Source organism: Pyramidobacter porci (assembly GCF_009695745.1).
Classification (GTDB): domain Bacteria; phylum Synergistota; class Synergistia; order Synergistales; family Dethiosulfovibrionaceae; genus Pyramidobacter; species Pyramidobacter porci.
Window position 1 is genome coordinate 94,246 of the sequence record NZ_VUNH01000007.1, and the last position, 22,134, is coordinate 116,379.

Genomic DNA, 22,134 nt, shown 5'->3' on the forward strand with positions numbered 1-22,134 from the left:
GGCGCTTTGAAAAACCCTTCGCGTTTCCCGATTACATAAATAGAAAAACTTATGCGGATTTGCCGAGACCGAAAAACTCGGATATAATACGGGCGCTGTAAATTTCTTCTATGTTGAAAGGAAGTCAAAAAGAATGAAGAAGTATCTCGCTGAATTTGTCGGCACCTTTGTGCTCGTGCTCTTCGGCTGCGGCACGGCCGTCGTGCTGGGCTGCAACGGCGCGCAGGTCAACGCCGCCTATCTGGGCACGGCGCTGGCGTTCGGCCTGGCGATCGTCGCCATGGCCTATTCCATCGGCAACGTTTCCGGCTGCCACGTCAATCCCGCCGTCTCGCTGGGCGTGCTGCTGACCGGCGGCATGAGCTTCGGCGACTTTATCGGCTACGTGATCGCCCAGTTCGCCGGCGCCACGGCCGGCGCGGCTCTGCTCGGCTACCTCTGCGGCTGGGACAGCGGCTTCGGCGCCAACGCGCTGTATGGCGGCGACGTGGTGAAGAGCTTCGCCGTCGAGGGCGTGCTCACCGCCACGTTCGTGCTGACGATTCTCGGCGTCACCTCCAAGTCCGGCCACAACAAGTTCGCCGGCCTCGCCATCGGCCTGACGCTGATTCTGATCCACATTTTCGGCATCCACTTCACGGGCACCAGCGTCAATCCCGCCCGCAGCTTCGGCCCCGCCTTCTTCGCCAAGGGAGCCGCCATGGCAGACCTCTGGGTCTTCATCGCCGCGCCTCTGGCCGGCGCGGTCGTCGCCGCGATCGTCTGGAAGGCGATCGAGCCCGAGACCGAATAGTTCTTTTGTTCCGTCCCAAAGAAAAGCCGTTTCCCGCTGAGGGAGGCGGCTTTTTTGTATGCGCGGCGGCGTCCCGATGCCGTTGCAGCGTTTCCTGCGCAGAATATCGTACTGATTTCCAATAAAAAGGCATCATTGAAAAGCGGGATCAAGGCGCGGGAATCGGCAGAAACGATTCCCGGTCCGCGCAGGCACTCCCGACGAAAAAAGGCGTGACGCTCGAACGAACGTCACGCCCTTTGTTTGTATGAACTGCGTTTTCTACATGCGAGAGCCGCAGCTCCCCTCCGCGCTACTTATTGAACGCGATTTCGAGCTGAGTGCCGAGAAGGTCGCGATCGCCGCCGTTGAAGCTCTCCCAGAAATACCACAGCAGAATGGCGCCGATCAGCCCGCCTCCGACATCGACGACGATGAAACAGCTCCACGCGCCGTCAAGTCCTATCAGCTGCGGCAGAACCAACAGCGCCGGCAGGAAAAGGAACCCCTGGCGGCAGAAGTTGAGGAACAGACTCACGCCCGAACGTCCCACGGCGAGAAACGCGTTCGAGGCGACGATACCTGCCGCCGCAAAAGGCATGCCAAGATAGCCGATGCGCATGGCCCGCACCGTGAGGCGGATCAAAGCCTCGTCGTCGGCCGCGAAGAGCGTGACCATGGCGCGCGTAAGAGACTCGGCGCCGATGAACGAAATCGCGAAATAGACGGAGCTGACGGCAAGCGCGCATAAAATCGTGCGTTTGACGCGGTCCGACCGCTGGGCGCCGTAGTTGTAGCCGACAATGGGCTGAAGCCCTTCGCCGACGCCGAACACGGGCAGATAGATCAGGTTGTCCAAGCAAAAGAAAATGCCCACGGCCGAAATGGCCAGATCGCCGCCGAGATCGTTGACGACGTTGTTGAAGAGCATCATGCTGACCGTGTAAAAGAGCTCCATTAAAAAGGGAGAGGCGCCCACAAGGAGCATCTCCCTGACGATGTCCCCATTGGGTTTCAGCGACGCGGCGCTGATCCGCAGCGATCCCGCGCCCTTGAGATAAAACAGCGCCACCCAGACGAACGAGGCAATCTGGGCCAGCGACGTCCCCAGCGCCGCGCCGGCAATGCCCATGCGCATGCGCGCAATGAAGAGCCAGTCCAGGAACACGTTCATGCCCGCGCCGACGCACAGCGTCCACATGGCGTAACGGGGGTGCCCCTCGGCGCGGATCAGGTAATTCAGAGAGAACCCCAACAGGTTGAAGGGCATTCCCCAGAACAAAATTTCCGTGTAAATGCGAGTCTGCGGCGCCAGATGGGGCGAGGCGCCGAAAGCTTTCACCAGCCCGTCGAGCCCAAACAGCCCCGCGGTCGTGAAAAGCGCGGCGAACAGCGTCATGATCGCCGCGGCATTGCCGAGGACCGTTTCGGCATCCCGGCGCCGTCCTTCGCCAAGCAGGCGTGACATCTGCGATGCCGCGCCGACGCCGACGAGCGAGCCGACGGCGATCACAAAAACCGTCAGCGGAAACGTCAGTCCGACGGCGCCAAGACCGTCGGCGCCGGCAAAACGGCCGATGAAGAGACGGTCGACGATGTTGTAAAAAGCGTTGGCCACGAGGCCAAGCGTAGCAGGTACAGAAAACCGGAAGAGCAGACGGGCGATGGAGCCCTGACTCATACTGGTCAACGTGGAAGTCTGAGTCATGATAAATCAACCTCATTTCGAATTCAGACACGAACGCGGGACAAAATTTTTGTCTACATTCACTTTTTCCTTCTCGAGTGGAGTGTGGAAATCCCTCATGGAATTCCTCATGCGCATGATTACATTATATATGAAAATCGAATAGATCCAAATGCGATAGGACGCGATAGCCTTGAATAGGAAAGGATAGGGACGATTCAATCGCAAAAATCGGGGTGGAAAGCAAATTTGCCGTTTGCTCCTTGCCGGTCCGAAAAGGCACGAGGAGAGCCGTAGTAAGCGCTTGCAGAAAAAGAGAGACACTGTACACAAACAGGAAAGCTCACGAAATCTCGCGTTTTTGCCATTCAACGATTCGTGCAAAAACGCGTGATTCACGAGAGCGCGTATCGCGACGTCTTGACGGCGAGCTGACCGCACGGAGACTGGCCAGTACCTGTCAGAATGGCGTCGCAAGCGGATTCTTCGCTCATCGTTCCCCGCCGTCAAGGTCGCCCGACGAATTTTCGCCGTCCGGCGGCTCTTCGGGCAAAGTCGGCAGGTCATTCGCCGCCCCTTCCCCGGAGAACGCGCGGCGCTCTCCAGTTCTGCCGCCGCGCTGAGCGCGGCGAAAAGCGTTTTGTCGCTTGCGGGGCGCTCGTTTTTTTTGCCCCCGCGGCCGCCGCCACAAAAAACGCGGCCGCTGAACGTTGTTTCTTCATATTGCAGCTGCCTCCGCGACCATCCTTCCGTAGGGGCTCCGGCCTTTTGCCGGGACTCTCCGAAAACGCAGCGCCAACCCTGCCCGCGCCAATCTGCTATAATTTCAACGACAGCCGTACGCAGGAGCGGCGAGTTGCCGGAATTTTTATCCGCAGCGTGCGTTTTATTTTAAAGAGGGGATTTTCTCAAATGGCCAAGTCGCTCATGATCCAGGGGACCATGTCGGGCGCGGGCAAGAGTCTGCTCGTCGCCGGGCTGTGCCGCGTTTTTCGTCAGGACGGGCTGCGCGTCGCGCCGTTCAAGTCGCAGAATATGGCGCTCAACTCGTTCATCACCCGCGAGGGGCTGGAGATCGGCCGCGCCCAGGCCGTGCAGGCCGAGGCCTGCGGGCTCGAACCCAGTTACGCGATGAATCCGGTGCTGCTCAAACCGACCAGCGACGAGGGCTCGCAGGTGATCGTCAACGGCGAGGTCTACGGCAACTACACGGCCGAAGGCTATTACGCCATGAAGCACAGGCTTTGGCCCGACGTGCTCGACGCTTACCGAAAGCTGGACGCCGGGTACGATCTGATCGTCGTGGAGGGGGCCGGCAGCCCCGCGGAGATCAACCTGAAAGCCGACGACTTCGTCAACATGGGTCTGGCGAAGCGGCTCGGCATCCCCGTACTGCTGGTGGGCGACATCGACCGCGGCGGCGTCTTCGCCCAGCTGGTGGGCACGCTGGCGCTGCTGGAGCCGGACGAGCGCGCCCTCGTCCGGGCCACCGTCGTCAACAAGTTCCGCGGCGACCTGAAGCTGCTTCTGCCCGGTCTGAAGCAGTTGGAAGAGCTGACGGGGCGGCCCGTGGCGGGCGTGGTGCCGTGGACGCCGCTCGACATCGACGACGAAGACAGCCTCAGCGACCGGCTCGGCCAGCGCCGCGCCGTATCTCCGCTCGACGTCGCCGTGATCCGCCTGCCGCGCCTCTCCAATTTTTCCGACTTTTCGGCGCTTGACGCGGCCGACGGCGTGGGCGTGCGCTACGTGGAGAACGTTCGCGCCCTCGGCGCGCCCGACCTCGTCATTATCCCCGGCACAAAGAACACCATCGGCGACATGAAATGGCTGCGCGCCTGCGGGCTGGAAGCGGCCGTGAAGAAGCTGGCCGCCTCCGGCACTCCCGTGATCGGCATCTGCGGCGGCTACCAGATGCTGGGGCGCGAGATCGTCGACGAAGAGGGCGTGGAAGGCGGCGGCTCGATCGCCGGCATGGGGCTGCTGCCGGTCGTCACCCGTTTTCGGCCCGAAAAGCGCCGCACCCGCACGACGGCCCGCGCGGGCTCCGTAAAAGGCGTTTTCGCCGCGCTGAGCGGGGCCGAACTGGAAGGCTACGAGATCCACTGCGGCGCGACGACCCGCGGCGACGGCGCGGAGCCGCTGATCCGGATCGAAGACGGCGCGCTCGACGGCTGCCAGAGCGGCAGCGTGTACGGCTGCTACCTGCACGGATTTTTCGACAGCGAAGCCTGCCGCCGCGCCGTACTCGGCGCGCTGGCGCAGCGCAAGGGCGTGACGCTTGAGGCGCGACCGTTCGACTGGAAGGCTCACAAGGAACGGCAGTACGACGCGCTGGCGCAGACCCTGCGCGAGCATCTCGACATGCAACTGATCCGCCGTGTCGTCGCCCGCGAGGCGTAGCGCGCCGGCAAAACGGACGCCTTCGAAAATGTTCCACGTGGAACATTTTTCATCGAGCATAGCGTAAATCGTTGCGAAAACACGATTCAATCGCTCTGCGCGCCGCGCTCGAAAAAGCGGATTCCGCGCCGGGGCAATTTTGCCCGGCGTCATTCATGGGAGGTCATGATCGTGAAAAACATCGACGAATTGAACGCGAACGTTTTCGAACTTTTCAACAAGGACTGGGCGCTGCTGGCGGCCGGCTCGATCGGCAATTACAACGTCATGACCATCGGCTGGGGGCAGCTGGGCACGCTGTGGAACAAAAACGTCGTCACGGTTTTCGTCAAGCCCGTCCGCTACACCCACGGCTTCATGGACGAAAACGATCATTTCACCGTCGGCTTCTATCCCAAAGAATACCGCCGCGACCTGATGATCCTCGGCTCCAAATCGGGGCGCGACGGCGACAAGGTGGCGCTGACCCGTCTGACGCCGCAGGCGGTCGAACACGGCGTCACCTTCGCCCAGGCCGAACTGACGCTGATCTGCAAAAAAATCTACCGTCACGACATGGAGCTGGCAAACATCCCCGCCGACGCGGCCAAAGCCTATTACGCCGAAGAAGCGCCCCACACGATCTACATCGGCGAAGTCGTCGGCTTCGTCGAGAGTTAAATGACCGTCCGCCGGCGGTGCGGAGGGGACTGAAAAACAGAGGCGTTCGCAAAGGGCGCGTCCGGATTTTCACCGCGCCGTCCGGAAGGGCTCGTCGCAGTGTGAAGCTCGCTTCAGGGCGCGACAAGTATGACAATCGTCACGGAAGATTTCTAATCGATAACGAGTATCTAGGAAGAGAAACGGAGCGTGCTGTGATATGAGACATATCCTCGAAGGCCGCGCGGCGGTGCCCGAGGCGGAACGATGAACCTGTTTTCCCCGGCGGAAGTCGTCGCCAATTATGCCGCGGCGGGAGCCGCGAAAACGCGTCTGCCCGCATGGAAAATCTTGCTGCTGAGCATGCTGGCGGGATTCTGCATCGCCACAGCGGCGGCGGCGACGAACGTGATTTCGCACAACGCCGGCGCCGCCGCATCGGTTCGCCTGCTGTCGGGACTGGTCTTCCCTTTTGGCTTGATCATGGTGATCCTGCTGGGCACAGAGCTGTTCACAGGCAACTGCCTCATCTCCATCGCCGTGCTCGACGGCACGGCGACAGTCGGCGGCATGCTGCGCAACTGGGGCTGCGCCTACGTCGGGAATTTCGCCGGCGCGGCGCTGACCGCGGCCGCGTGCGTTTATGCAGGGCAGCTGCACTTCTCCGACGGCGGGCTGGCCCTCTTCACGATGAAGCTCGCGGCCGCGAAGTGCGCGCTGGCTTTTGCCCCGGCCGTGCTGTTGGGAGCGCTGTGCAATGTCCTTGTCTGTGCGGCCGTGCTGTCGGCTTTTTCCGGCAAAGACCTGTGCGGGCGCGCCGCAGGCGCATACTTTCCCGTGGCGTTTTTCGTCATGTGCGGCTTCGAACACAGCGTGGCGAATATGTTCTACGTCCCCGCCGCTCTGTTCGCAAAGAACGTGCCGCTGTACGCGCAGAAAGCGGCGGATGCCGGCCTTGATCTGAGCGGATTGACGTGGAAAAATTTCCTCGCCGACAACCTTCTGCCCGTGACGTTGGGCAACGTCGTCGGCGGCGTGCTGTTCGGCGCGCTGATGTGGGGCTGCTTCGCAAAAAAGAAAACATGAATCGAAAAAACAAAAAAGCTTCAGCCGAACGTTTGCGTTCGGCTGAAGCTTTTTTGCCGGCGGAAATCACACGTCCAGATTGCGCACTTCATGGGCGTGCTGTTCGATAAACTGGCGGCGAGGTTCGACGCGATCGCCCATGAGAATGTCGAAGTACTCGTCGGCGCCGGCCAGGTCGTCCAGCTCGATCTGCTTGAGCAGGCGCGTGGCCGGATCCATCGTCGTCTCCCAGAGCTGGCCGGGATTCATCTCGCCCAGGCCCTTGTAGCGCTGCACGGCGGCTTTTTTGCCGTCGGCCGCAAGGCCGTCCATGACTTTGCGCAGCTCTTTGTCGCTGTAAAGATAGTCCACTTTCTTGCCGACCTGCACGCGGTAGAGCGGCGGCACGGCCAGATAGATATGGCCTTTTTCGATCAGCTCGCGCATGTGGCGGAAGAAGAACGTCAGCAGCAGCGTGCTGATGTGGGCGCCGTCGACGTCGGCGTCGGTCATGATGATGATCTTGTTGTAGCGCAGCTTGCCGATGTCGAAGTCCTCGCCGATGCCGCAGCCCAGCGCCTGGATGATGACGCGGATTTCCTTGCTGCCGAGCATCTTGTCCATGCGCGCCTTCTCGACGTTGAGGATCTTGCCGCGCAGGGGCAGGATGGCCTGGAACTTGCGGTCGCGTCCCTGTTTGGCGCTGCCGCCGGCCGAGTCGCCCTCGACGATGTAGACTTCGCAGTTCTCGGCGGTGCGGCTGGAACAGTCGGCCAGCTTGCCCGGCAGCGAAAGGCCGCTCAGCGCCGATTTGCGCACGAGCTCGCGGGCTTTCTTGGCGGCTTCGCGGGCCTGGCGGGCCTTGATGGCCTTCTCGACGATCGGCTTGATCACCGACGGCTCTTCTTCAAGCGCCTGCAAGATGCCGTCGTACAGGAGCGAGTCGACGATGCCCTTGACGTTGCCGTTGCCCAGCTTGGTCTTGGTCTGCCCTTCGAACTGGGGATTGCCCAGTTTGACGGAGAGCACGCAGGTCAGTCCTTCGCGCAGGTCATCGCCGGAGAGGTTCTCGTCCTTCTCCTTGAGCACGCCGGCGCGGCGGGCCCCTTCGTTGATGCCGCGGGTCAGAGCGCTGCGCAGGCCTGCCACGTGAGTGCCGCCTTCGATGGTGTTGATCAGGTTGGCAAAAGAGTAAAGCCGCTCGATGTACTCGTCGGTATACTGAAAACCGACTTCTACCGCCACGCCGTCCCTTTCGCCGCGGATGACGATCGGCTTGGGCGTCAGCGTCTGTTTGCCCTTGTTGATGTAGGCGACGAACTCCGAGACGCCGCCTTCGTAATGATATGTCCAGGTCTTGCCTCCGGCTTCGTCGACGAAGACGAACTTGAGCCCGGGGATCAGGAAGGCCATCTCGCGGAAGCGATTGCCCAGCGTCTCGGACGAAAAGGCGACCTCGTCGAAAATTTCCGCGTCGGGCTTGAACGTCACCGTCGTGCCGCGCTTCGTCGTCGGCGTGCCGCCGGTCAGACCGGAAACGGGAACGCCGCGCTCGAAGCGCTCGTGCCATTCCCTGCCGTCGCGGTAGACTGTGACCTCCAGCCATTCCGAAAGCGCGTTCACGACCGAGACGCCGACGCCGTGCAGGCCGCCGGAGATCTTGTAGTTGTGATTGTCGAACTTGCCGCCCGCGTGCAGCACCGTCAGCACCACTTCGAGGGCGGGACGTCCGTTGGAGGGATGCGGATCCACGGGAATGCCGCGGCCGTCGTCGGACACGCTGACGCTCTGGTCGGCGTGAAGCGTCACCGTGATTTCCGAGCAGAAGCCGGCCAGCGCCTCGTCGACCGAATTGTCGACCACCTCGTACACACAGTGGTGGAGTCCCCTCGTCGTCGTATCGCCGATGTACATGCCCGGCCGTTTGCGGACGGGATCGAGCCCTTCCAGAATTTGTATGTCTTCGGCTGTGTACTGAGTGCTCATCAATCATTGACCTCCTGTGAACGGGGAAGCTCCGCATGCCGCGCCCCCCTCATCAATTCCCGATAGCGCCGCCTCAGCGTCTCCGGGCGGAAGCCCGTCACGCTGGTATGTCCGTCGCCATAATAAACCGTGGTGCGCCCTTCGTCGTGGACCAGCGCAACCACGTTCTCGAGAAAAATACAGTCCTCGCCTTCGATGGGAATGAACATGCCGCGCCCCCTTCCAACGCCGCGCGGGCAGATTTACGAAACCAGAACCAATTTATTATACCAGAAAAAACGACGAATCTTCGGCTTCTGCGCGCCTTTTGACCAACATTCAGGACAAGAAATGCCGGCGCCGGAGACCGCTTTTTGGGGATCTTCGTTCCCTTGCGAAAACTGCGGCACCTGTTTTGATTTTGCAGCGCAGCGTGATATAGTAGGCTCACGGTCATCCGTTCAACATGAGGAGGGGGGGTCATGCCATGGACAAGATCAGACTGGGGAGAACCGGGCTGATGGTCAGCGCCTGCGGATTCGGGGCGCTGCCGATTCAACGCATCCCGCTGAAGGACGCAGCTTATCTGCTGCGCAAGGCATACGATCACGGCATCAACTATTTCGACACCGCCAACGCTTACAGCGACAGCGAAGAGAAGATCGGCGCCGCCCTGGCGGACGTGCGCGGTAAAATCGTCATCTCCACCAAGAGCGGCGGCAAAGATTATAAGACCGTGCTGGAACATATCCAGCTCAGCCTGAAGCGCATGAAGACCGATTACATCGACCTTATTCAGCTGCACAATCCGGCGACGCTGCCCGATCCCGACGATCCGAACGGCACCTACGCCGCCTGCGTGGAGGCGAAAAAACGCGGCTACGTGCGCTTCATCGGCATCACCAACCACGGCCGCGAGCGGGGCCGCACCGCCGTGCTGTCGGGACGGTACGACACGCTCCAGTTCCCGCTCACCTGCATCGCGCCGCAGGAAGACGTCGACCTGGCCTGTCTGGCGCACGAACGCGGCATGGGCTTCATCGCCATGAAAGGGATGGCCGGCGGCCTGATCGCGCACGCCGAAGCGGCTTTCGTGTTCATGAAGAAATATCCGTTCGTGGTGCCCATCTGGGGCGTACAGCGCGAGAGCGAGCTCGATCAGTTTCTGGAACTGGAAAAAAATCCGCCGCGCTCCGAGGACTGGGCGGCGGAAATCGAAAAAGAGCGTCGCGAGCTGTCCGGCAATTTCTGCCACGGCTGCGGCTATTGTCAGCCCTGCGCCGCCGGCATCGAAATCCAGACGGCTGCGCGCATGAGCCTGCTCCTGCGTCGGGCGCCGGTGCCGCCGCTGATGTCCGAAAAGACTAACGCCATGATGATGCGCATCGAAGAGTGCCTGCACTGCGACGCCTGCAAGAGCCGCTGCCCTTACGGGCTCGACACGCCCCAGCTGCTGGCGGACAACCTGGCCGACTACAAAAGCTTCCGCGCCGGCTGGCTGGCCGCCCAAGCGGAGGGGACGAAAGCCTGAACTTCCGCAACGAACGTTGATGGGGGGCTACGTCGCACGGCTGATACTATTTCTTAAATTAAAAGCCGAATAAGGGCGCTGCGAGGGAGATTCACAAAGCGAGCGGCGCCGTCCGCGCAGCGTGCGATGCGGATCTCTCTCGGGGGCTTGGAGAACATTCGTCGCTTGAGTCAGAGATGAGTACTATCAATTCGGCGGCGCGGCTTTGAGCGGAGCGGTGAGACGAAATGGACGGGGAAAACAGACAAATCATCGAGGGCGTGATCTGGAAGCAGCTGCTGATTTTTTTCTTCCCGATCCTGCTGGGAACGTTCTTTCAGCAGCTCTACAACACCGTCGACGCCATCATCGTCGGCCGCTTCCTCGGCAAGGAGGCGCTGGCGGCCGTCGGCGGCCCTTCCGGCTATCTGGTCAATTTGCTGCTGGGGTTCTTCATCGGTCTCTGCTCGGGGGCCACGGTGGTGATCGCGCAGTTTTTCGGCGCCAACGATCCCGTCGGCGCTTCGCGGGCCGTGCACACGTCCATGGCGCTGTCGATCGCGGCGGGGACGGCGATGTCGCTGTTCGGCGTTTTTCTGGCGGGGCCGGCGCTGACGGCGATGGACACGCCGCCGGAAGTGCTGCCCCACGCCGTGAATTATCTGCGGATCTACTTCGGCGGGATCCTGTTCACGTTCGTCTACAACATGGGAGCCGCCGTACTGCGCGCCAAGGGCGATTCCAAGCGTCCCTTCTACCTGCTCGTGCTGGCGACGGCCGTCAACATCGCGGGCGACGTCGTCTTCGTCGTCTTTTGGGGCTGGGGCGTGGCGGGCGCGGCCTGCGCCACGGTCCTGTCGCAGCTGGCCAGCGCCGCGGGCGTGTGGATCTTTCTGGCGCATGAATCGGGAGCTTTCCGGCTTCGCCTGCGCGGGCTCTTCCGCCCCGACCGCGTGATCCTCGGCAGCGTGGTCCGCATCGGCTTGCCTTCAGGGCTCCAATCGACGATGTATTCGCTTTCCAATATCGTCATCCAGTCTACGGTCAACAGCTTCGGCGTCGATACCGTGGCGGCGTGGACGGTCTGCGGCAAGGTCGACCGCGTCTACTGGCTGATCATCAACGCGCTCGGCGTGGCCGTGTCGACGTTTTCCGGACAGAATTTCGGCGCCCGCAAATATGACCGCGTCCTGCGCAGCATCGGCGTGAGCGCGGCGCTGGGGACGGCGCTCTCGCTGTTTTTCGGCGCGGCTTTCGTGACTTGGGGCGCGTCGCTTTACGGGATTTTCACCGACGATCCCGCCGTGATCTCCATCGGCATGGAGATCATCTGGCTCATCGCCCCCTGGTACTTTACCTTTGTCCCTATCGGCGCGCTGGCCAGCGGCATGCGCGGCACCGGAGATTCCTTCGTGCCCATGGCGATGACGGCGCTGGGGATCTGCGGCTTCCGTCTGCTCTGGATCTGGTTCGCGGTGCCGTTCAGCCGCAGCGTCCGTACCGTTTTCATCGGCTACCCGGTCAGCTGGGCGCTGACGTCCGTCTTCTTTCTGCTCTACCACTGGAAAGGAAACTGGATGCAGCGCAGCATCCTCCGCGCCGGTCACAAGGCGGAGCCTCAAGTGTAACGTTTTTTCTGGCGAAATCTGAAAAAGTAAGTAGAAAATATTGCTCATGTTTTCGTATCGCGATAAATCGAGGGGCCGTATCCCAACAGATCCTCAACGCAGCCTCAACTCTCATTGCAGGAGAAAATAAAAAATGAAATTCGACGTTCTTTTAAAAAACTGTCATCTGGTCGATTTCAAGAACGACATCGAAGCAGTGATGGACATAGGGATCCTCGGGGGAAAAGTTGAAGAGGTGAAAACGGAGATTCGTTCCGACCTCGCATCGGAACTGTTCGATCTACAGGGGGCTTTGGTCGTGCCCGGCGTTATCGATCCCCACATGCACGCTTCCGCGTGGCTGGGCGGCCGGGCGGCGCATAAGATGCTGGCTCTCGCCGGAGTAACGACGGCGTTCGATCTTGCCGGCCCGGTGGATACGACTCTGGCGCTTGCGAGAAAATACGGCGCGGGGCTCAATATTTGCTGCTTGAATTCTATCCGCCCCGGATACACCGTTGAGGACAGCGACCCGTCTGCGTCCGAACTACAGCGTTTTTTACAGGACTCCCTGACAAGCGGAGCTATCGGTTACAAGCTCCTGGGGGGACACTATCCGCTTTCTCCAGAAGCGACCCGGCGAGCGATCGAAACAGCCAACGACAGCGGCGCATACGTCGCCTTCCACGCGGGTACTCTCGAGAACGGCTCCAACCTGAAGGGCATGGAAGAAGCTTTGGCGCTGGCCGGCAAAAATCGAATGCATCTGGCCCATATCAACAGTTACTGCCGCGGTCAGTTCGACATTCCGGAAAACGAGGCCGTCGCCGCGCTTCGGCGCCTGCAGGAATACCCGAACGTTTTTGCCGAGTCCTATCTGTCCCCCTACAACGGCACGAGCGCGAAGTGTACGGACGGAGTTCCCGAGAGCCTGGTAACGCGGCGGTGTCTGGAACTCGCGAGCTACGCCCCTACGGAAGACGGGCTGCGCAAAGCGATTCAAGACGGCTGGGCCAATTTTGTTCTCGAGAGATCGGGGATCAACGTCCTCGTATCCGGCCAGGACGGCGTGGAAAACTGGCTGGCGGCCGACAAGGCGGGAACGGTCAGTTTCAGGGTGAATCCCGGTTCAAGCCGCTATTTGATCGCCGCCGGACGAAAAAGAGATGGAAGTTTCGTAGTAAACGCCTTCAGTAGCGACGGCGGCGGCATCCCTCGCAACGAAATCGTGCCGCAGGGGCTCGCGCTGGTAAAATGGGGAGAGCTTTCTCTCAAGGAATTTGTCGCGAAGACATCTTTCAACACCGCTAAAATGCTCGGCTTGAGCGGCAAAGGACACCTTGGCGAGGGAGCTGACGCGGATATTACTGTAATCGACGAGCTCTGCCATGACGTGTTGATGACGATTGTCGCTGGAAAAATCGTGATGTACAGGGGACTTGTCGTCGGGCAGGGCGCTACGGTTCTGACTACCGAGCAGGGCTGTCAGGCTGTGAAGAACGCTGGTCTGAGCGCTTCCGTTATTTCCCTTTTCGGTCGTTGAAGAATCGCGTCGCTGTCTCTGGCAGACGGGAAGCGGTCGGTGGCTTAGCTCCACCGACCGCTTCCCGTCTTTCCGTTTCTGCTTATAAAGTTTTGGCGTCCGACGTGAAAAGACCCTCCCGCAAAGAACGCCGTAGGACAGACATACGACGTCCAAGCGTATGCTGTTCTTTAATTAAAAGACAGAGCGCACGAGCGCGGCGAAGGGAATCCACAAAGCGGTCTGCGCGGCCCGATCTGCTTTTTTAACAATCCTGGACGCTCAATTTACATGAAGCAATTGCCGATAAACACGCCCAGATAGTTACCGATAACATACCCGTAAAGGGCGCATAGAATGGCTGGCGCGATAATATTGCTCCAGCCCTGGCTGATCGCGAGCGACGCGGTCGTCGATGGCCCGCCGATATTCGCCGCGATAGAGCAGCAGATGTCTTCCAAATTGATGTTGAATATCTTCCCGAGAAGGAAAGATAGCACCAGGTGGCATGCCAGAGTGACCGCAAAGGCAAACAGCACGAAGAGGCCGTACTGCCCCAGCTTGTAGACGTTGGCTGCCGTTCCTACCGTGACGAACCACAAAGACATGAGAATCAATCCGAATTCTTCGCCGAATTTCAGCGAGGAAAACCACTTCGGCATAAAAGTGGCTCCCAGAACAGACAGCGTGGTCATGACAAGCCAGATGCTGCCGAAAAGCTGCTTGATGACAAAAGGCGGTTTCATGGCAACAACCGCGTTGGCGATCAGGCGGCTCACGGCGAGAATGACAAACGCCGTCGTAAAGGTTTTGAGGACGTCGAGTAAAGAGATGCCTTTGTCTTTCCAGAACACGGCGGAGAACGGTTTCGTCGCCGCCTCCGGATCGGCGAGGATTGCTGCCTCGCGTTCATCGATGTGAGGATGTTTAAACCAGCGTCTATAGGTGCGGGTGCCGGCCGTGAAAGATAATACGAACAGAACGATGCCGAGAGTGAAGTTGGCGAGCATCGTCGTCGCGCTGATCAACTCCTCGCTGACTCCGAACGTCCCTCCCATGGCGATAATGTTGACTGTGCCGCCGATGGCTCCCGCAGCATACATGGCCGTAAAGCCGGGGATCTCCTGCATCCCCCAGCTGCGGAGCACGGGGCCGTAGATAAAAGCTGCGGCGATGGAAGAGATGGCGGTGAGATTGAAAGCAATGAAAACTTTTCCGCTTTCCTCATAGATTTTGCGAAGATTGGATTTAAAAAGCAGCATAGGTATAGCAAGAGGCACCAGGATTCCCGAGAATGATTTGTAAACGGGAGAAGAGAAGGGAAGAATATGCATGTTCGCTAAAATAACTCCCGCTATCACATAAAGAAATATGGTCCCCAGTTTGTTGATGCTCTTGAAACGTTGATCAAGCCAATTAACTCCGAGAACTACGCACAACAGCACTGCCCAGATATAAATCGTATCAGTAGGCTGGATTAAAGATGTCATGAGAATCACCAAACCTTTCTAGAAAAATCGGAATATCTCTTTATGAAAATGACGCTTCCGGCATCGCGCTAAAATTTGATGTGGCATCGCCCCCTGCTGTTCGCGATATAAGATTTAACAATATTATCCAATTCAATTAATATCGACTCAGCAGTTAAATTAATATTAAATATTTAAATTTAATCTATGTTAATATACAATAAGCATACTAATATGTCAAGCATATATTCTCTGATGAAAAAAGTACAGCACGTCGAAAGCCGGCATAGGAGATTACGCCGTCCCCATAGACAGAGCCGTCCCAGCGACAAACGGACAATACCGATTTCCAATAGGATCGTTGACAAGGTTTGTTCAGTGCCCCGAGGGAGTTCATCCACTCACCTTTGAGCGTCCTTTACTTGCTGTATATACGGCCCGGCGGCAGAAGGAACGTCGATAAAAGGGAATGGGTAAAAGAGTAAATAACGATAACGAGCGATGCAGCGATGAGAGAGGCGTGAGAATCCCGGTCAGTCGGGCTCAAAACGCCGCAGCATGTGTAAAAATCAGCCCGCAGTCCCTCTTGGGGAACTGCGGGCTGATTTTTTAATTCGTTCGTTTTGGGGTCGAAGCGTTTCATCCCTTGCCTGTTTGAGCCAAAGTGTTTTTTCTGCATTCGGCGCAGATGCCGCTGATCGTCAGCGAGACGCTCATGGGCACGTCGCCTTTTTCCAGCGTGAACGCGCCGGCGGCCTCGCGGGCGTCGATCGGTTCAAGGTCCCTGACTTTGCCGCATTTGGTGCAGACGAAATGGGCGTGATCGCAGCAGATGCAGTCGTAACGTTCCGCGTTCTGCAGCGCGGGGACCCGTCGGATTCTCCCGTTTTCTTCGAGCAACTTGAGATTGCGGTAGACGGTGCCGAGGCTGAGATTGGGCATTTTCGCCTTGAGCGCCGTGTAGATGGTCTCCGCCGAAGGATGCTCGCGAGTAGAGCGCAGATAATCGTAAATCATGTCCCGTTGCTGCGAATGGCGTGTTTTTTTCTCCTCGGGCATCCTGTCCCCTTCTTGTTACTTTGTCATCGATTCGACAAACCAGATCTTTTTGCCGAACTCTTTGATGTGGTCTTCCATCATGTTCGCGGCGTCGAACGCGTCCTCGGCCTCGGCGGCCTTGCGGATGTCCGCGGCCTGGTCCCTGAGCAGCTTCATGTCGGCGAGGAGAATGCCGAGCGCGTCGCCGGTCGAGATCTCCTTGGACTCGATCTCCTTGACGCTGGCCAGTTCGAGATACTGCTTCAGGCTCGCCGCGGGCAGCTCGCCGTTCATGCGCAGCAGTTCCGCCGCTTCGTCGAGAATGTCCGCGTAGTCGTCGTAGACGGATTCGAGATACTCGTGGACGGCTTTGAACTGGGAGCCGACGATGTTCCAATGCAGATTGTGCATCTTGACGAAAGACACGCCGATGTTCGCGATGTAGCCGTTGATCTTGCTGACGAGATTCTTGTTCATGAAAAATTCCTCCCTGGATTTTTATGGTTCGAGACGAAAACGTCTCTTTTTTGAATCTGGTCGTACTATAGCGGCGAATTTTTCATTTGTCAATAACAGGAATCATTATCTTTTACGTTTTTTATTCCTTTCAGGGGCAGAGAGCACAAGAAAGGAAATCATGGTGAAGAACGCCCTTGCCATTCAATACTGCAGTATAAGTCGACCCGGCGGGGAAGGGGGCTGCGGAGGCAGATCTTTTACGCTCTGCGGAACCACAGTCGCAAAGGTTGAGGCGAGGCGAACCGCCAACGTTCGCCTCGCCTCAGCATTTCATATGGGATCGGAGCCGCGCTGTCCAGCGGCCGCTTTGCTCCAGTCGACGACGCACTCGTCGGCCAAAGCCCGCAGCGCCGGCCAGTCGGACGCGCTGGCGGCATCGTAGACGGCGACGGCGTAAAAGCCGGCGTTTTTCGCCGTCGTCAGCGCGGAAAGCGAATCCTCGAACACGGCCGTTTCCGCCGGAGCGGAACCGAGGCGGCGGGCCGCCTCGAAGTACACGTCGGGGCGGTTTTTGCTGGCGCCGACTTCTTCGCAGCTGAGCATGAAGCGGAATTCGCGGTCGACGCCGAGGCGGCGCAGGCATAATTTCACGAGCGGCACGCTGGTGGCCGAAGCGGTGCAAAGCGCCGCGCCGCGGCGGTTGAGCCGCCGCAGGTACTCCGCCGCGCCCGGCTTGAGCGAAACGTCGCGCTCGTAATGGCGGCGCATCACGCCGTTCATCTCGGCGACGACATGCTCGGGCGTGCCGGAAAATCCCAGCTCGGCGATAAAGGCCCGCGCCGCGTCGTACAGCGTCATCGGCTTGAGGCGGGCGATCAGGGCTTCGAGCTCCGGCCCGGACGGCGCGCCGCGCCCGGCCAGGTACTCGCGCTCCATGCGCTGCCAATAGCCCATGGAATCGACGAGCGTGCCGTCCATGTCGAAGATGGCGAACTTTTTATCCATGATCTTTCTCCCTACGCAAGCGGTTGCGGAACGCCGTCCAGCGCCCATTCGGCCAGGCGTTCGCCCTCGTATCGCAGCTTGAGCGAGAAAAACGGCGCGTCCTCTGCGAGCAGGCGCAAAAATATTCTGTCGCCTTCCCAGAGGTTAAGCGATTCGACCCGCTCTTTCGGCACCCACTCGAGCGCGCCTTCGTCGCAGTCGTGCGGTTTTCCCGTAAAGCCGGATACCGTGTAGAGGCACATGTACTCCGTGCCCCAGCGGTCGGACACAAACGTGACCAGACCGCGGAAGCGGAATTCCGTCGGCTCGTAGCCGGTCTCTTCGCGCACCTCGCGGCGCAGGCAGTCTTCCGGGCTCTCCCCCTCCTCCAGCTTGCCGCCGACGCCGATCCACTTGTCGCGGTTTTCGTCGTTCTCCTTGACGGTCCGGTGCAGCATCAGCCAGCGGCCGCCGCGTTCCATGTAGCAGAGCGTGGTGATCTTCATGAGCCTAACTCCTTGTGCGTAACGGGATGGTCTCTTGAATAAAAGCCTCAAGAGATTCATAATGAAGCATCGGCGATCGATGAGGAGGGGATGTACGATGCTTCATGCGCTGAAAACAAAGCGAGTGTATCTTCCGGCGGAAGCGGACGACGGCTTCCGCGCGCTTGTGGACCGGCTGTGGCCGCGCGGTCTTTCCAAAGAAAAGGCCGCCCTCGATCTGTGGAACAAGGAGGTGGCCCCCAGCGCGGCGCTGCGGACGTGGTTCGCCCACGATCCGGCGCGCTTCGCCAAGTTCCGCGCCGACTATCTGACCGAGCTGGCGGGCAATTCTGCCGCGGCGGCATTCGCGGAACTCTGCCGCGAGCGCCTGAAGGAAGGGGACGTGACGCTGTTGTTCGGCGCCAAGGACACCAACCGCAACCAAGCGGTCGTGCTCAAAGAATGGCTGCTGTCGGAGCTCGGCGCAGACCGCTGAGCGTCGCCTTGACAGGCCGGTCCGACACACGGAGCGGAGTCCTCGGCGCGGGCCCGTTTTTTGAAAAAAAAAGCGATGTTCCACGTGGAACATTTCAACCTCGATACAGCTGCTAGACCGGTTCAATACGCTGAGCCGAAATTACATATCCCAGCGCAGGGCGAACGAGCCGCTCAGACTGCGCTGATGCCGACCGATCCCGCCGCCGCGGCCGTCACGCCGGCGTTCTGCCAGTCGAGCCCGGCGTCGGCGACGATCGTAAAGGTCCCGGCATGGCGCACGGCGTACAGCGACGCGCCCAGGCTGGAACTGTCGCTGTCGGTGCCGTTCAGCGCGCCGCGGCCGCGCATCTTCATGCGCCCGGCGGCAAGAGCGATCCCGGCGTCCGTACCTCGCCCGAGGCGCCGGTCGAATCCGGCTGCAAGGCCGGAACCGCGCAGCGTGATGTCCGGCATTCCCGGACGGCTGTCGAGGCGGCCGCCGTGAAACCACGCGCGCAGCCACGCGCCGCCGTTTCGCGAACGGTGGCGGACGCTCCACAGGCCCTCCGCGGCCGGAAACGCCGCGCTCCGTTTCCGCGTTCCGGCGTCCGCCTCCGGCAGGGCGGCCGCCGGCGGCGCCAAAAGCAGCGGCGCGAGAACGGCCGCCAGCAGAACGCGCGCCAAACACGCCCCCGGTGAAGAACTTTTTTTCATGGGAAAAGCCCCTCCTGTCGGGGCTGATTATAATACGGGAACGGACAAAATAACAACGGCGGCGCCGGGCGCTTTTCGCGCTCCCGGCGCCGCCGTTTCGTTTTTTCGAACCTAGAGCATTTCGATGAACGCGCCGATGCGCGTGGCCAGCTGCTCCTTGTCGTTCTCGGAGAAATCGGTCTCCACGGCCAGATAGCTCTTGCCGAGGCCGTGCACGAACTCGCGCACGCGGTACGTCTCGACGGCGTAGGTGTGGCATGACGTCAGCGTCATGTCGAGCACGCCGTCGACGCGATAGAGGTCGGCCAAATAGCGGATCGCATCCAGTCTCGCCTCGTTGGGGCTCATGATCGAACAGCCGATGCCGAGGTACTTTTCGGCCAGCGCCTCGAGCGGATCCTTGTCTTCGTCGACGAGGTAGCGAAGCTCCTTTTCGCCGCCGCAGTTCTCGTAGCAGGCTGCCAGTCCGCCGGCCGCTTCCACGGCGTCGATCACCTTCGTGGCGCCGCTGATCGGGCAGCCGGTGATCATCACGCGCGGCTTCTTGCCCAGGCCGCGGTCTTCGCCCGCGGCGACGGCGGCGCGCAGGTCGGCGACCTGCTGCTTGAGCCAGGTGATGGAGGCTTCCTTGTCGAAGTGGAAGCTCATGTACTCGCCGAACTCCCAGATCTCGTGCCCGGTCAGCGGCGGATTTTCCAGCTCGGCCAGCGACCACAGATCGCGCAAGGCCGTACGCTCGCGGTTGCGCAGACGAATCGCGGCGCGCAGGTCGCCGTCGGTGATCTCATGGCCGGTGAAGCGCTCCATCTCCTCCTTGAAGAGCGCGAATTCCTTTTTCATGATCTGCAGATCTTCGGGACGGTCGCCGCGCTGCGGCAGCTGGATCGTGTAGACCGGCCTGATGTCGTTGAGCAGCTCGAACATCTTCTTCTTGCCGTCACAGGTCGTCTCGGCGACGACCAGCCCGCAGAAGTGGAAATACGGGCAGGTATCGGTCATGGCGTGGCCGTAGCTGGCCTTGATCAGCGGGCAGAGGTTGCGCGGCAGGCGCTCCTCGGCGGCGGCGATCGGCTTCTGGCTGCGCGAACACAGCGAGGCCGACACGGCGCCGGCGGCGTGGATGATCTCCCACGGCACGAACGTGCAGTAGGTGCCGACGATGGGCACGCCCTTTTCGCTCAGTTCCTTGATGAGCACCGGACCGTCCTTGGCGTGCTCCCTCATCCCCTCGACAATCTGTTCGATCGTTCTCATACGATGGCCCCCCAGCCAATCAGCGCGGCGCCGAGCGCGCCGGCAAATTGAGATTTTTCGTGGACCTGCACGGGGCAGTCCAGCTCCTTTTCCAAAAACGCCCGCAGCGACGGGCTGCGCGACAAACCGCCGGAGAAGAACAGCGGCGGCTTCATCCCCACCCTGGCGAGCATCCCCGCCGAACGCGAGGCGATGCTCTTCAGCAGACCGCGCACGATGTTTTCGCGCGGCACGCCGCGGGCGAGGTTGCCGATCACTTCGCTCTCGGCGAAGACGGTGCACATGCTCGACAGCGGCTCGCTCGGGCCGTCGGCCGGAACGGCGCCGAACGCTTCGACGTCGTAATCCAGCGCGTGGCTGAGCACCTGAAAGAAGCGTCCCGTGCCGGCGGCGCACTTGTCGTTCATGGCGAAATCCACCACGCCGCCCCGCTCGTCGAGCCGAATCACCTTGCTGTCCTGCCCGCCGATGTCGAGCACCGTGCGCGCCTGCGGACAGAGCTCGTGCGCGCCGCGGGCGTGGCAGGTGATCTCGGTGACCTGCTTCGTGGCAGCCGTCAGCGCGCGGCGCCCGTACCCCGTCGAGATCAGCGCGCCCAGATCGCTCTTGTCCAATCCGCGCCGCCGCAGCAGCTCCGCGATCATGGCCTCGCCCGCGTCGCGCGGGCTCCAGCCCGTCGGCGCGAGGCCCCACTCCAGCGCCTCGCCGCCGTAAAGGACTCCCTTGACGGCGGTGGAGCCGATGTCGATTCCCAGCACGAGCTTCATGATGGCCTCCCAAAATTTACAGTATGCATAATGATTATAACTTAACAACGATAATTTTCAACGTCACAAATGAGCGAAAGTCACTGGATTTTTACGTTCGCGTCGGGCAGCTCTGCCGAATATTTTTCCCGGCGCGGGACGGCCGGCACAATCCCGACGATCTCTCCGAAAAAAGCGGCGGTTCTCGTCCTGAAACCCCCTTGATATGCTATAATCGAGCCGTCCGCCGGAGCCGCCGCGTTCCGGCAATTCGTCGAGAAGAATCCCAAGGAGGAAACGTCGTCATGAAAAAGTTCGTCGCCGCGCTTTCGCTCAGCCTGGCTTTCGCGGCCTGCGCCGCCGCCGAGCCTTCCGGCACGGTCATGCTCTATTCCTCGATGCAGGAAGACCAGCTGATCGCCATCAAACAGGGTTTCGAAAAGAAATATCCCGGCGTCACCATGGAGTACTACTTCGCCGGCACCGGCAAGGTCATGACCAAGATCGCCACCGAAGCCCAGGCCGGTCGCGTCGACGCCGACATCATCTGGGTCGGCGACCCGACCAACTACGTGTCGTTCAAGGCGCAGGGCATCCTGCAGCCGTACAGCTCGCCCGAAGCGGAGAAGATCGACAAGGCGTTCGTCGACGCCGAGGGCTATTACACCGGCGCGCGCATGATGAACATGGGCATCGCCTACAACACGCTCAACGTCGAAGCCGCCGACGCGCCCAAGACGTGGAACGACCTCTGCGACCCCAAATGGAACGACCAAGTCGTGATGACCGACCCCAACACCGCCGGCACCACCAAGTACTGGCGCAACGCGATCATGGCCAACGCCAAGTACGGCGCACCGTTCATGGAAAAGCTCAAGGCCAACAAGTGTTACTTCGAAAGCGGCACCACCGCCACGCACAATCAGGTCGCGGCCGGCGCCTACAAGCTCGGCGTGTGCCTCGACTACGTCACCGCCAACCTGATCAAGGAAGGCTCGCCGATCGCTTTCGTCTATCCCGAGGACACGGTTTCCATCTTCAGCCCCATCGGACTGGTCAAGGACTGCAAGAACGAGGCCAACGGCAAGCTGCTCTACGACTTCATCCTTTCCAAGGAAGGGCAGGAGATCCTCGTCGCCAACAATCTGCTCTCGGTGCGCGGCGACGTGGCGCAGAACGCCGACGTGGCCGCCATCGCCGCCAAGGCCATGGTCAGCGACATGGCCGAGGTGGTCGCCAAGCAGAAAGAGAACGCCGCCGCGTTCGACAAGATCTTCCGCTAACGCCGCTTCGTTCCAAACGAAAAAAGCGATTCGATTTATGGGGGCAGCGCCAGTT

General features: G+C 60.4%; 20 protein-coding genes. 9 read left to right on the plus strand and 11 right to left on the minus strand.

The window, feature by feature from the left end:
* Positions 1 to 133: 133 nt before the first annotated feature.
* On the plus strand, positions 134 to 793 hold the full coding sequence (locus tag FYJ74_RS07445; protein WP_078015256.1) for an MIP/aquaporin family protein: 660 nt from the start codon (positions 134 to 136) through the stop codon (positions 791 to 793).
* Between the two features lie 292 nt (positions 794 to 1,085).
* Here FYJ74_RS07445 and FYJ74_RS07450 read toward each other — a convergent pair whose 3' ends face one another.
* Complete coding sequence (locus FYJ74_RS07450; protein ID WP_154528947.1) at positions 1,086 to 2,480, minus strand: MATE family efflux transporter; 1,395 nt, start codon at positions 2,478 to 2,480, stop codon at positions 1,086 to 1,088.
* 891 nt (positions 2,481 to 3,371) lie between these two features.
* Here FYJ74_RS07450 and FYJ74_RS07455 point away from each other — a divergent pair.
* From FYJ74_RS07455 to FYJ74_RS07465, 3 genes are all read left to right on the plus strand, one after another.
* Complete coding sequence (locus FYJ74_RS07455; protein WP_154528948.1) at positions 3,372 to 4,862, plus strand: cobyric acid synthase; 1,491 nt, start codon at positions 3,372 to 3,374, stop codon at positions 4,860 to 4,862.
* A gap of 165 nt (positions 4,863 to 5,027) precedes the next feature.
* Positions 5,028 to 5,522 (plus strand): flavin reductase, encoded by a 495-nt coding sequence (locus tag FYJ74_RS07460; protein WP_154528949.1) that lies wholly within the window; start codon positions 5,028 to 5,030, stop codon positions 5,520 to 5,522.
* A gap of 246 nt (positions 5,523 to 5,768) precedes the next feature.
* A complete protein-coding gene (locus tag FYJ74_RS07465) occupies positions 5,769 to 6,587 on the plus strand; it encodes a formate/nitrite transporter family protein (protein WP_154528950.1) in 819 nt (272 codons plus the stop codon).
* A gap of 66 nt (positions 6,588 to 6,653) precedes the next feature.
* On the opposite strand, the gene gyrB is transcribed toward FYJ74_RS07465, so the two are convergent.
* Both gyrB and FYJ74_RS07475 read right to left on the minus strand, forming a co-directional pair.
* On the minus strand, positions 6,654 to 8,552 hold the full coding sequence (gene gyrB / locus FYJ74_RS07470; RefSeq protein ID WP_154528951.1) for a DNA topoisomerase (ATP-hydrolyzing) subunit B: 1,899 nt from the start codon (positions 8,550 to 8,552) through the stop codon (positions 6,654 to 6,656).
* Positions 8,552 to 8,761 carry a hypothetical protein gene (locus tag FYJ74_RS07475; RefSeq protein WP_154528952.1) on the minus strand — a complete coding sequence of 70 codons (210 nt, stop codon included), beginning with the start codon at positions 8,759 to 8,761 and terminating at the stop codon, positions 8,552 to 8,554. The genes gyrB and FYJ74_RS07475 overlap by 1 nt, the downstream gene beginning before the upstream one ends.
* 257 nt (positions 8,762 to 9,018) lie before the next feature.
* Here FYJ74_RS07475 and FYJ74_RS07480 point away from each other — a divergent pair, with 257 nt between their 5' ends.
* From FYJ74_RS07480 to FYJ74_RS07490, 3 genes are all read left to right on the plus strand, one after another.
* Entirely contained in the window at positions 9,019 to 10,062 is a 1,044-nt protein-coding gene (locus FYJ74_RS07480) for an aldo/keto reductase (RefSeq protein WP_154528953.1), read from the plus strand.
* 227 nt (positions 10,063 to 10,289) lie between these two features.
* Positions 10,290 to 11,669, plus strand: coding sequence for an MATE family efflux transporter (locus tag FYJ74_RS07485; protein WP_154528954.1), 1,380 nt, complete (start codon positions 10,290 to 10,292; stop codon positions 11,667 to 11,669).
* A 133-nt stretch (positions 11,670 to 11,802) separates the two neighbouring features.
* Positions 11,803 to 13,191 (plus strand): dihydroorotase, encoded by a 1,389-nt coding sequence (locus tag FYJ74_RS07490; RefSeq protein WP_154528955.1) that lies wholly within the window; start codon positions 11,803 to 11,805, stop codon positions 13,189 to 13,191.
* 266 nt (positions 13,192 to 13,457) lie between these two features.
* Here FYJ74_RS07490 and FYJ74_RS07495 read toward each other — a convergent pair whose 3' ends face one another.
* From FYJ74_RS07495 to FYJ74_RS07515, 5 genes are all read right to left on the minus strand, one after another.
* Entirely contained in the window at positions 13,458 to 14,660 is a 1,203-nt protein-coding gene (locus FYJ74_RS07495) for a DUF819 family protein (RefSeq protein ID WP_154528956.1), read from the minus strand.
* A gap of 618 nt (positions 14,661 to 15,278) precedes the next feature.
* Positions 15,279 to 15,698: a Fur family transcriptional regulator gene (locus tag FYJ74_RS07500; protein ID WP_154528957.1), complete on the minus strand. Its 420-nt coding sequence runs from the start codon at positions 15,696 to 15,698 to the stop codon at positions 15,279 to 15,281.
* A gap of 15 nt (positions 15,699 to 15,713) precedes the next feature.
* On the minus strand, positions 15,714 to 16,154 hold the full coding sequence (locus FYJ74_RS07505) for a Dps family protein (protein WP_154528958.1): 441 nt from the start codon (positions 16,152 to 16,154) through the stop codon (positions 15,714 to 15,716).
* A gap of 312 nt (positions 16,155 to 16,466) precedes the next feature.
* Positions 16,467 to 17,141, minus strand: coding sequence for an HAD family hydrolase (locus FYJ74_RS07510; protein ID WP_154528959.1), 675 nt, complete (start codon positions 17,139 to 17,141; stop codon positions 16,467 to 16,469).
* Positions 17,142 to 17,152: 11 nt separating this feature from the next.
* A complete protein-coding gene (locus FYJ74_RS07515; RefSeq protein ID WP_154528960.1) occupies positions 17,153 to 17,626 on the minus strand; it encodes an NUDIX hydrolase in 474 nt (157 codons plus the stop codon).
* Positions 17,627 to 17,723: 97 nt separating this feature from the next.
* Here FYJ74_RS07515 and FYJ74_RS07520 point away from each other — a divergent pair, with 97 nt between their 5' ends.
* On the plus strand, positions 17,724 to 18,101 hold the full coding sequence (locus FYJ74_RS07520; protein WP_154528961.1) for a DUF488 domain-containing protein: 378 nt from the start codon (positions 17,724 to 17,726) through the stop codon (positions 18,099 to 18,101).
* Positions 18,102 to 18,274: 173 nt separating this feature from the next.
* Here FYJ74_RS07520 and FYJ74_RS07525 read toward each other — a convergent pair whose 3' ends face one another.
* The 3 genes from FYJ74_RS07525 to FYJ74_RS07535 all read right to left on the minus strand — a co-directional run bounded on the left by FYJ74_RS07525 (position 18,275) and on the right by FYJ74_RS07535 (position 20,817).
* Positions 18,275 to 18,796 carry an autotransporter domain-containing protein gene (locus tag FYJ74_RS07525; protein WP_154528962.1) on the minus strand — a complete coding sequence of 174 codons (522 nt, stop codon included), beginning with the start codon at positions 18,794 to 18,796 and terminating at the stop codon, positions 18,275 to 18,277.
* Positions 18,797 to 18,907: 111 nt separating this feature from the next.
* Complete coding sequence (locus FYJ74_RS07530; RefSeq protein ID WP_154528963.1) at positions 18,908 to 20,050, minus strand: double-cubane-cluster-containing anaerobic reductase; 1,143 nt, start codon at positions 20,048 to 20,050, stop codon at positions 18,908 to 18,910.
* On the minus strand, positions 20,047 to 20,817 hold the full coding sequence (locus FYJ74_RS07535) for an acyl-CoA dehydratase activase (protein WP_154528964.1): 771 nt from the start codon (positions 20,815 to 20,817) through the stop codon (positions 20,047 to 20,049). Before FYJ74_RS07535 ends, FYJ74_RS07530 begins: the two co-directional genes overlap by 4 nt.
* 284 nt (positions 20,818 to 21,101) lie before the next feature.
* On the opposite strand from FYJ74_RS07535, the gene FYJ74_RS07540 reads away from it, so the two are divergent.
* On the plus strand, positions 21,102 to 22,079 hold the full coding sequence (locus tag FYJ74_RS07540; RefSeq protein ID WP_154528965.1) for an ABC transporter substrate-binding protein: 978 nt from the start codon (positions 21,102 to 21,104) through the stop codon (positions 22,077 to 22,079).
* The last annotated feature ends 55 nt before the right edge of the window (positions 22,080 to 22,134 follow it).

Bases quoted from the DNA above. Each gene is read 5' to 3' on its own strand.
- FYJ74_RS07445 (WP_078015256.1), top strand. From the start codon at position 134: ATGAAGAAGTATCTCGCTGAATTTGTCGGCACCTTTGTGCTCGTGCTC.
- FYJ74_RS07495 (WP_154528956.1), bottom strand. From the start codon at position 14,660: ATGACATCTTTAATCCAGCCTACTGATACGATTTATATCTGGGCAGTG.
- FYJ74_RS07525 (WP_154528962.1), bottom strand. From the start codon at position 18,796: ATGAAAAAAAGTTCTTCACCGGGGGCGTGTTTGGCGCGCGTTCTGCTG.
- FYJ74_RS07455 (WP_154528948.1), top strand. From the start codon at position 3,372: ATGGCCAAGTCGCTCATGATCCAGGGGACCATGTCGGGCGCGGGCAAG.
- gyrB (WP_154528951.1), bottom strand. From the start codon at position 8,552: ATGAGCACTCAGTACACAGCCGAAGACATACAAATTCTGGAAGGGCTC.
- FYJ74_RS07450 (WP_154528947.1), bottom strand. From the start codon at position 2,480: ATGACTCAGACTTCCACGTTGACCAGTATGAGTCAGGGCTCCATCGCC.
- FYJ74_RS07510 (WP_154528959.1), bottom strand. From the start codon at position 17,141: ATGGATAAAAAGTTCGCCATCTTCGACATGGACGGCACGCTCGTCGAT.
- FYJ74_RS07505 (WP_154528958.1), bottom strand. From the start codon at position 16,154: ATGAACAAGAATCTCGTCAGCAAGATCAACGGCTACATCGCGAACATC.
- FYJ74_RS07460 (WP_154528949.1), top strand. From the start codon at position 5,028: ATGATCGTGAAAAACATCGACGAATTGAACGCGAACGTTTTCGAACTT.
- FYJ74_RS07515 (WP_154528960.1), bottom strand. From the start codon at position 17,626: ATGAAGATCACCACGCTCTGCTACATGGAACGCGGCGGCCGCTGGCTG.
- FYJ74_RS07535 (WP_154528964.1), bottom strand. From the start codon at position 20,817: ATGAAGCTCGTGCTGGGAATCGACATCGGCTCCACCGCCGTCAAGGGA.
- FYJ74_RS07540 (WP_154528965.1), top strand. From the start codon at position 21,102: ATGAAAAAGTTCGTCGCCGCGCTTTCGCTCAGCCTGGCTTTCGCGGCC.
- FYJ74_RS07465 (WP_154528950.1), top strand. From the start codon at position 5,769: ATGAACCTGTTTTCCCCGGCGGAAGTCGTCGCCAATTATGCCGCGGCG.
- FYJ74_RS07480 (WP_154528953.1), top strand. From the start codon at position 9,019: ATGGACAAGATCAGACTGGGGAGAACCGGGCTGATGGTCAGCGCCTGC.
- FYJ74_RS07485 (WP_154528954.1), top strand. From the start codon at position 10,290: ATGGACGGGGAAAACAGACAAATCATCGAGGGCGTGATCTGGAAGCAG.
- FYJ74_RS07475 (WP_154528952.1), bottom strand. From the start codon at position 8,761: ATGTTCATTCCCATCGAAGGCGAGGACTGTATTTTTCTCGAGAACGTG.
- FYJ74_RS07490 (WP_154528955.1), top strand. From the start codon at position 11,803: ATGAAATTCGACGTTCTTTTAAAAAACTGTCATCTGGTCGATTTCAAG.
- FYJ74_RS07520 (WP_154528961.1), top strand. From the start codon at position 17,724: ATGCTTCATGCGCTGAAAACAAAGCGAGTGTATCTTCCGGCGGAAGCG.
- FYJ74_RS07500 (WP_154528957.1), bottom strand. From the start codon at position 15,698: ATGCCCGAGGAGAAAAAAACACGCCATTCGCAGCAACGGGACATGATT.
- FYJ74_RS07530 (WP_154528963.1), bottom strand. From the start codon at position 20,050: ATGAGAACGATCGAACAGATTGTCGAGGGGATGAGGGAGCACGCCAAG.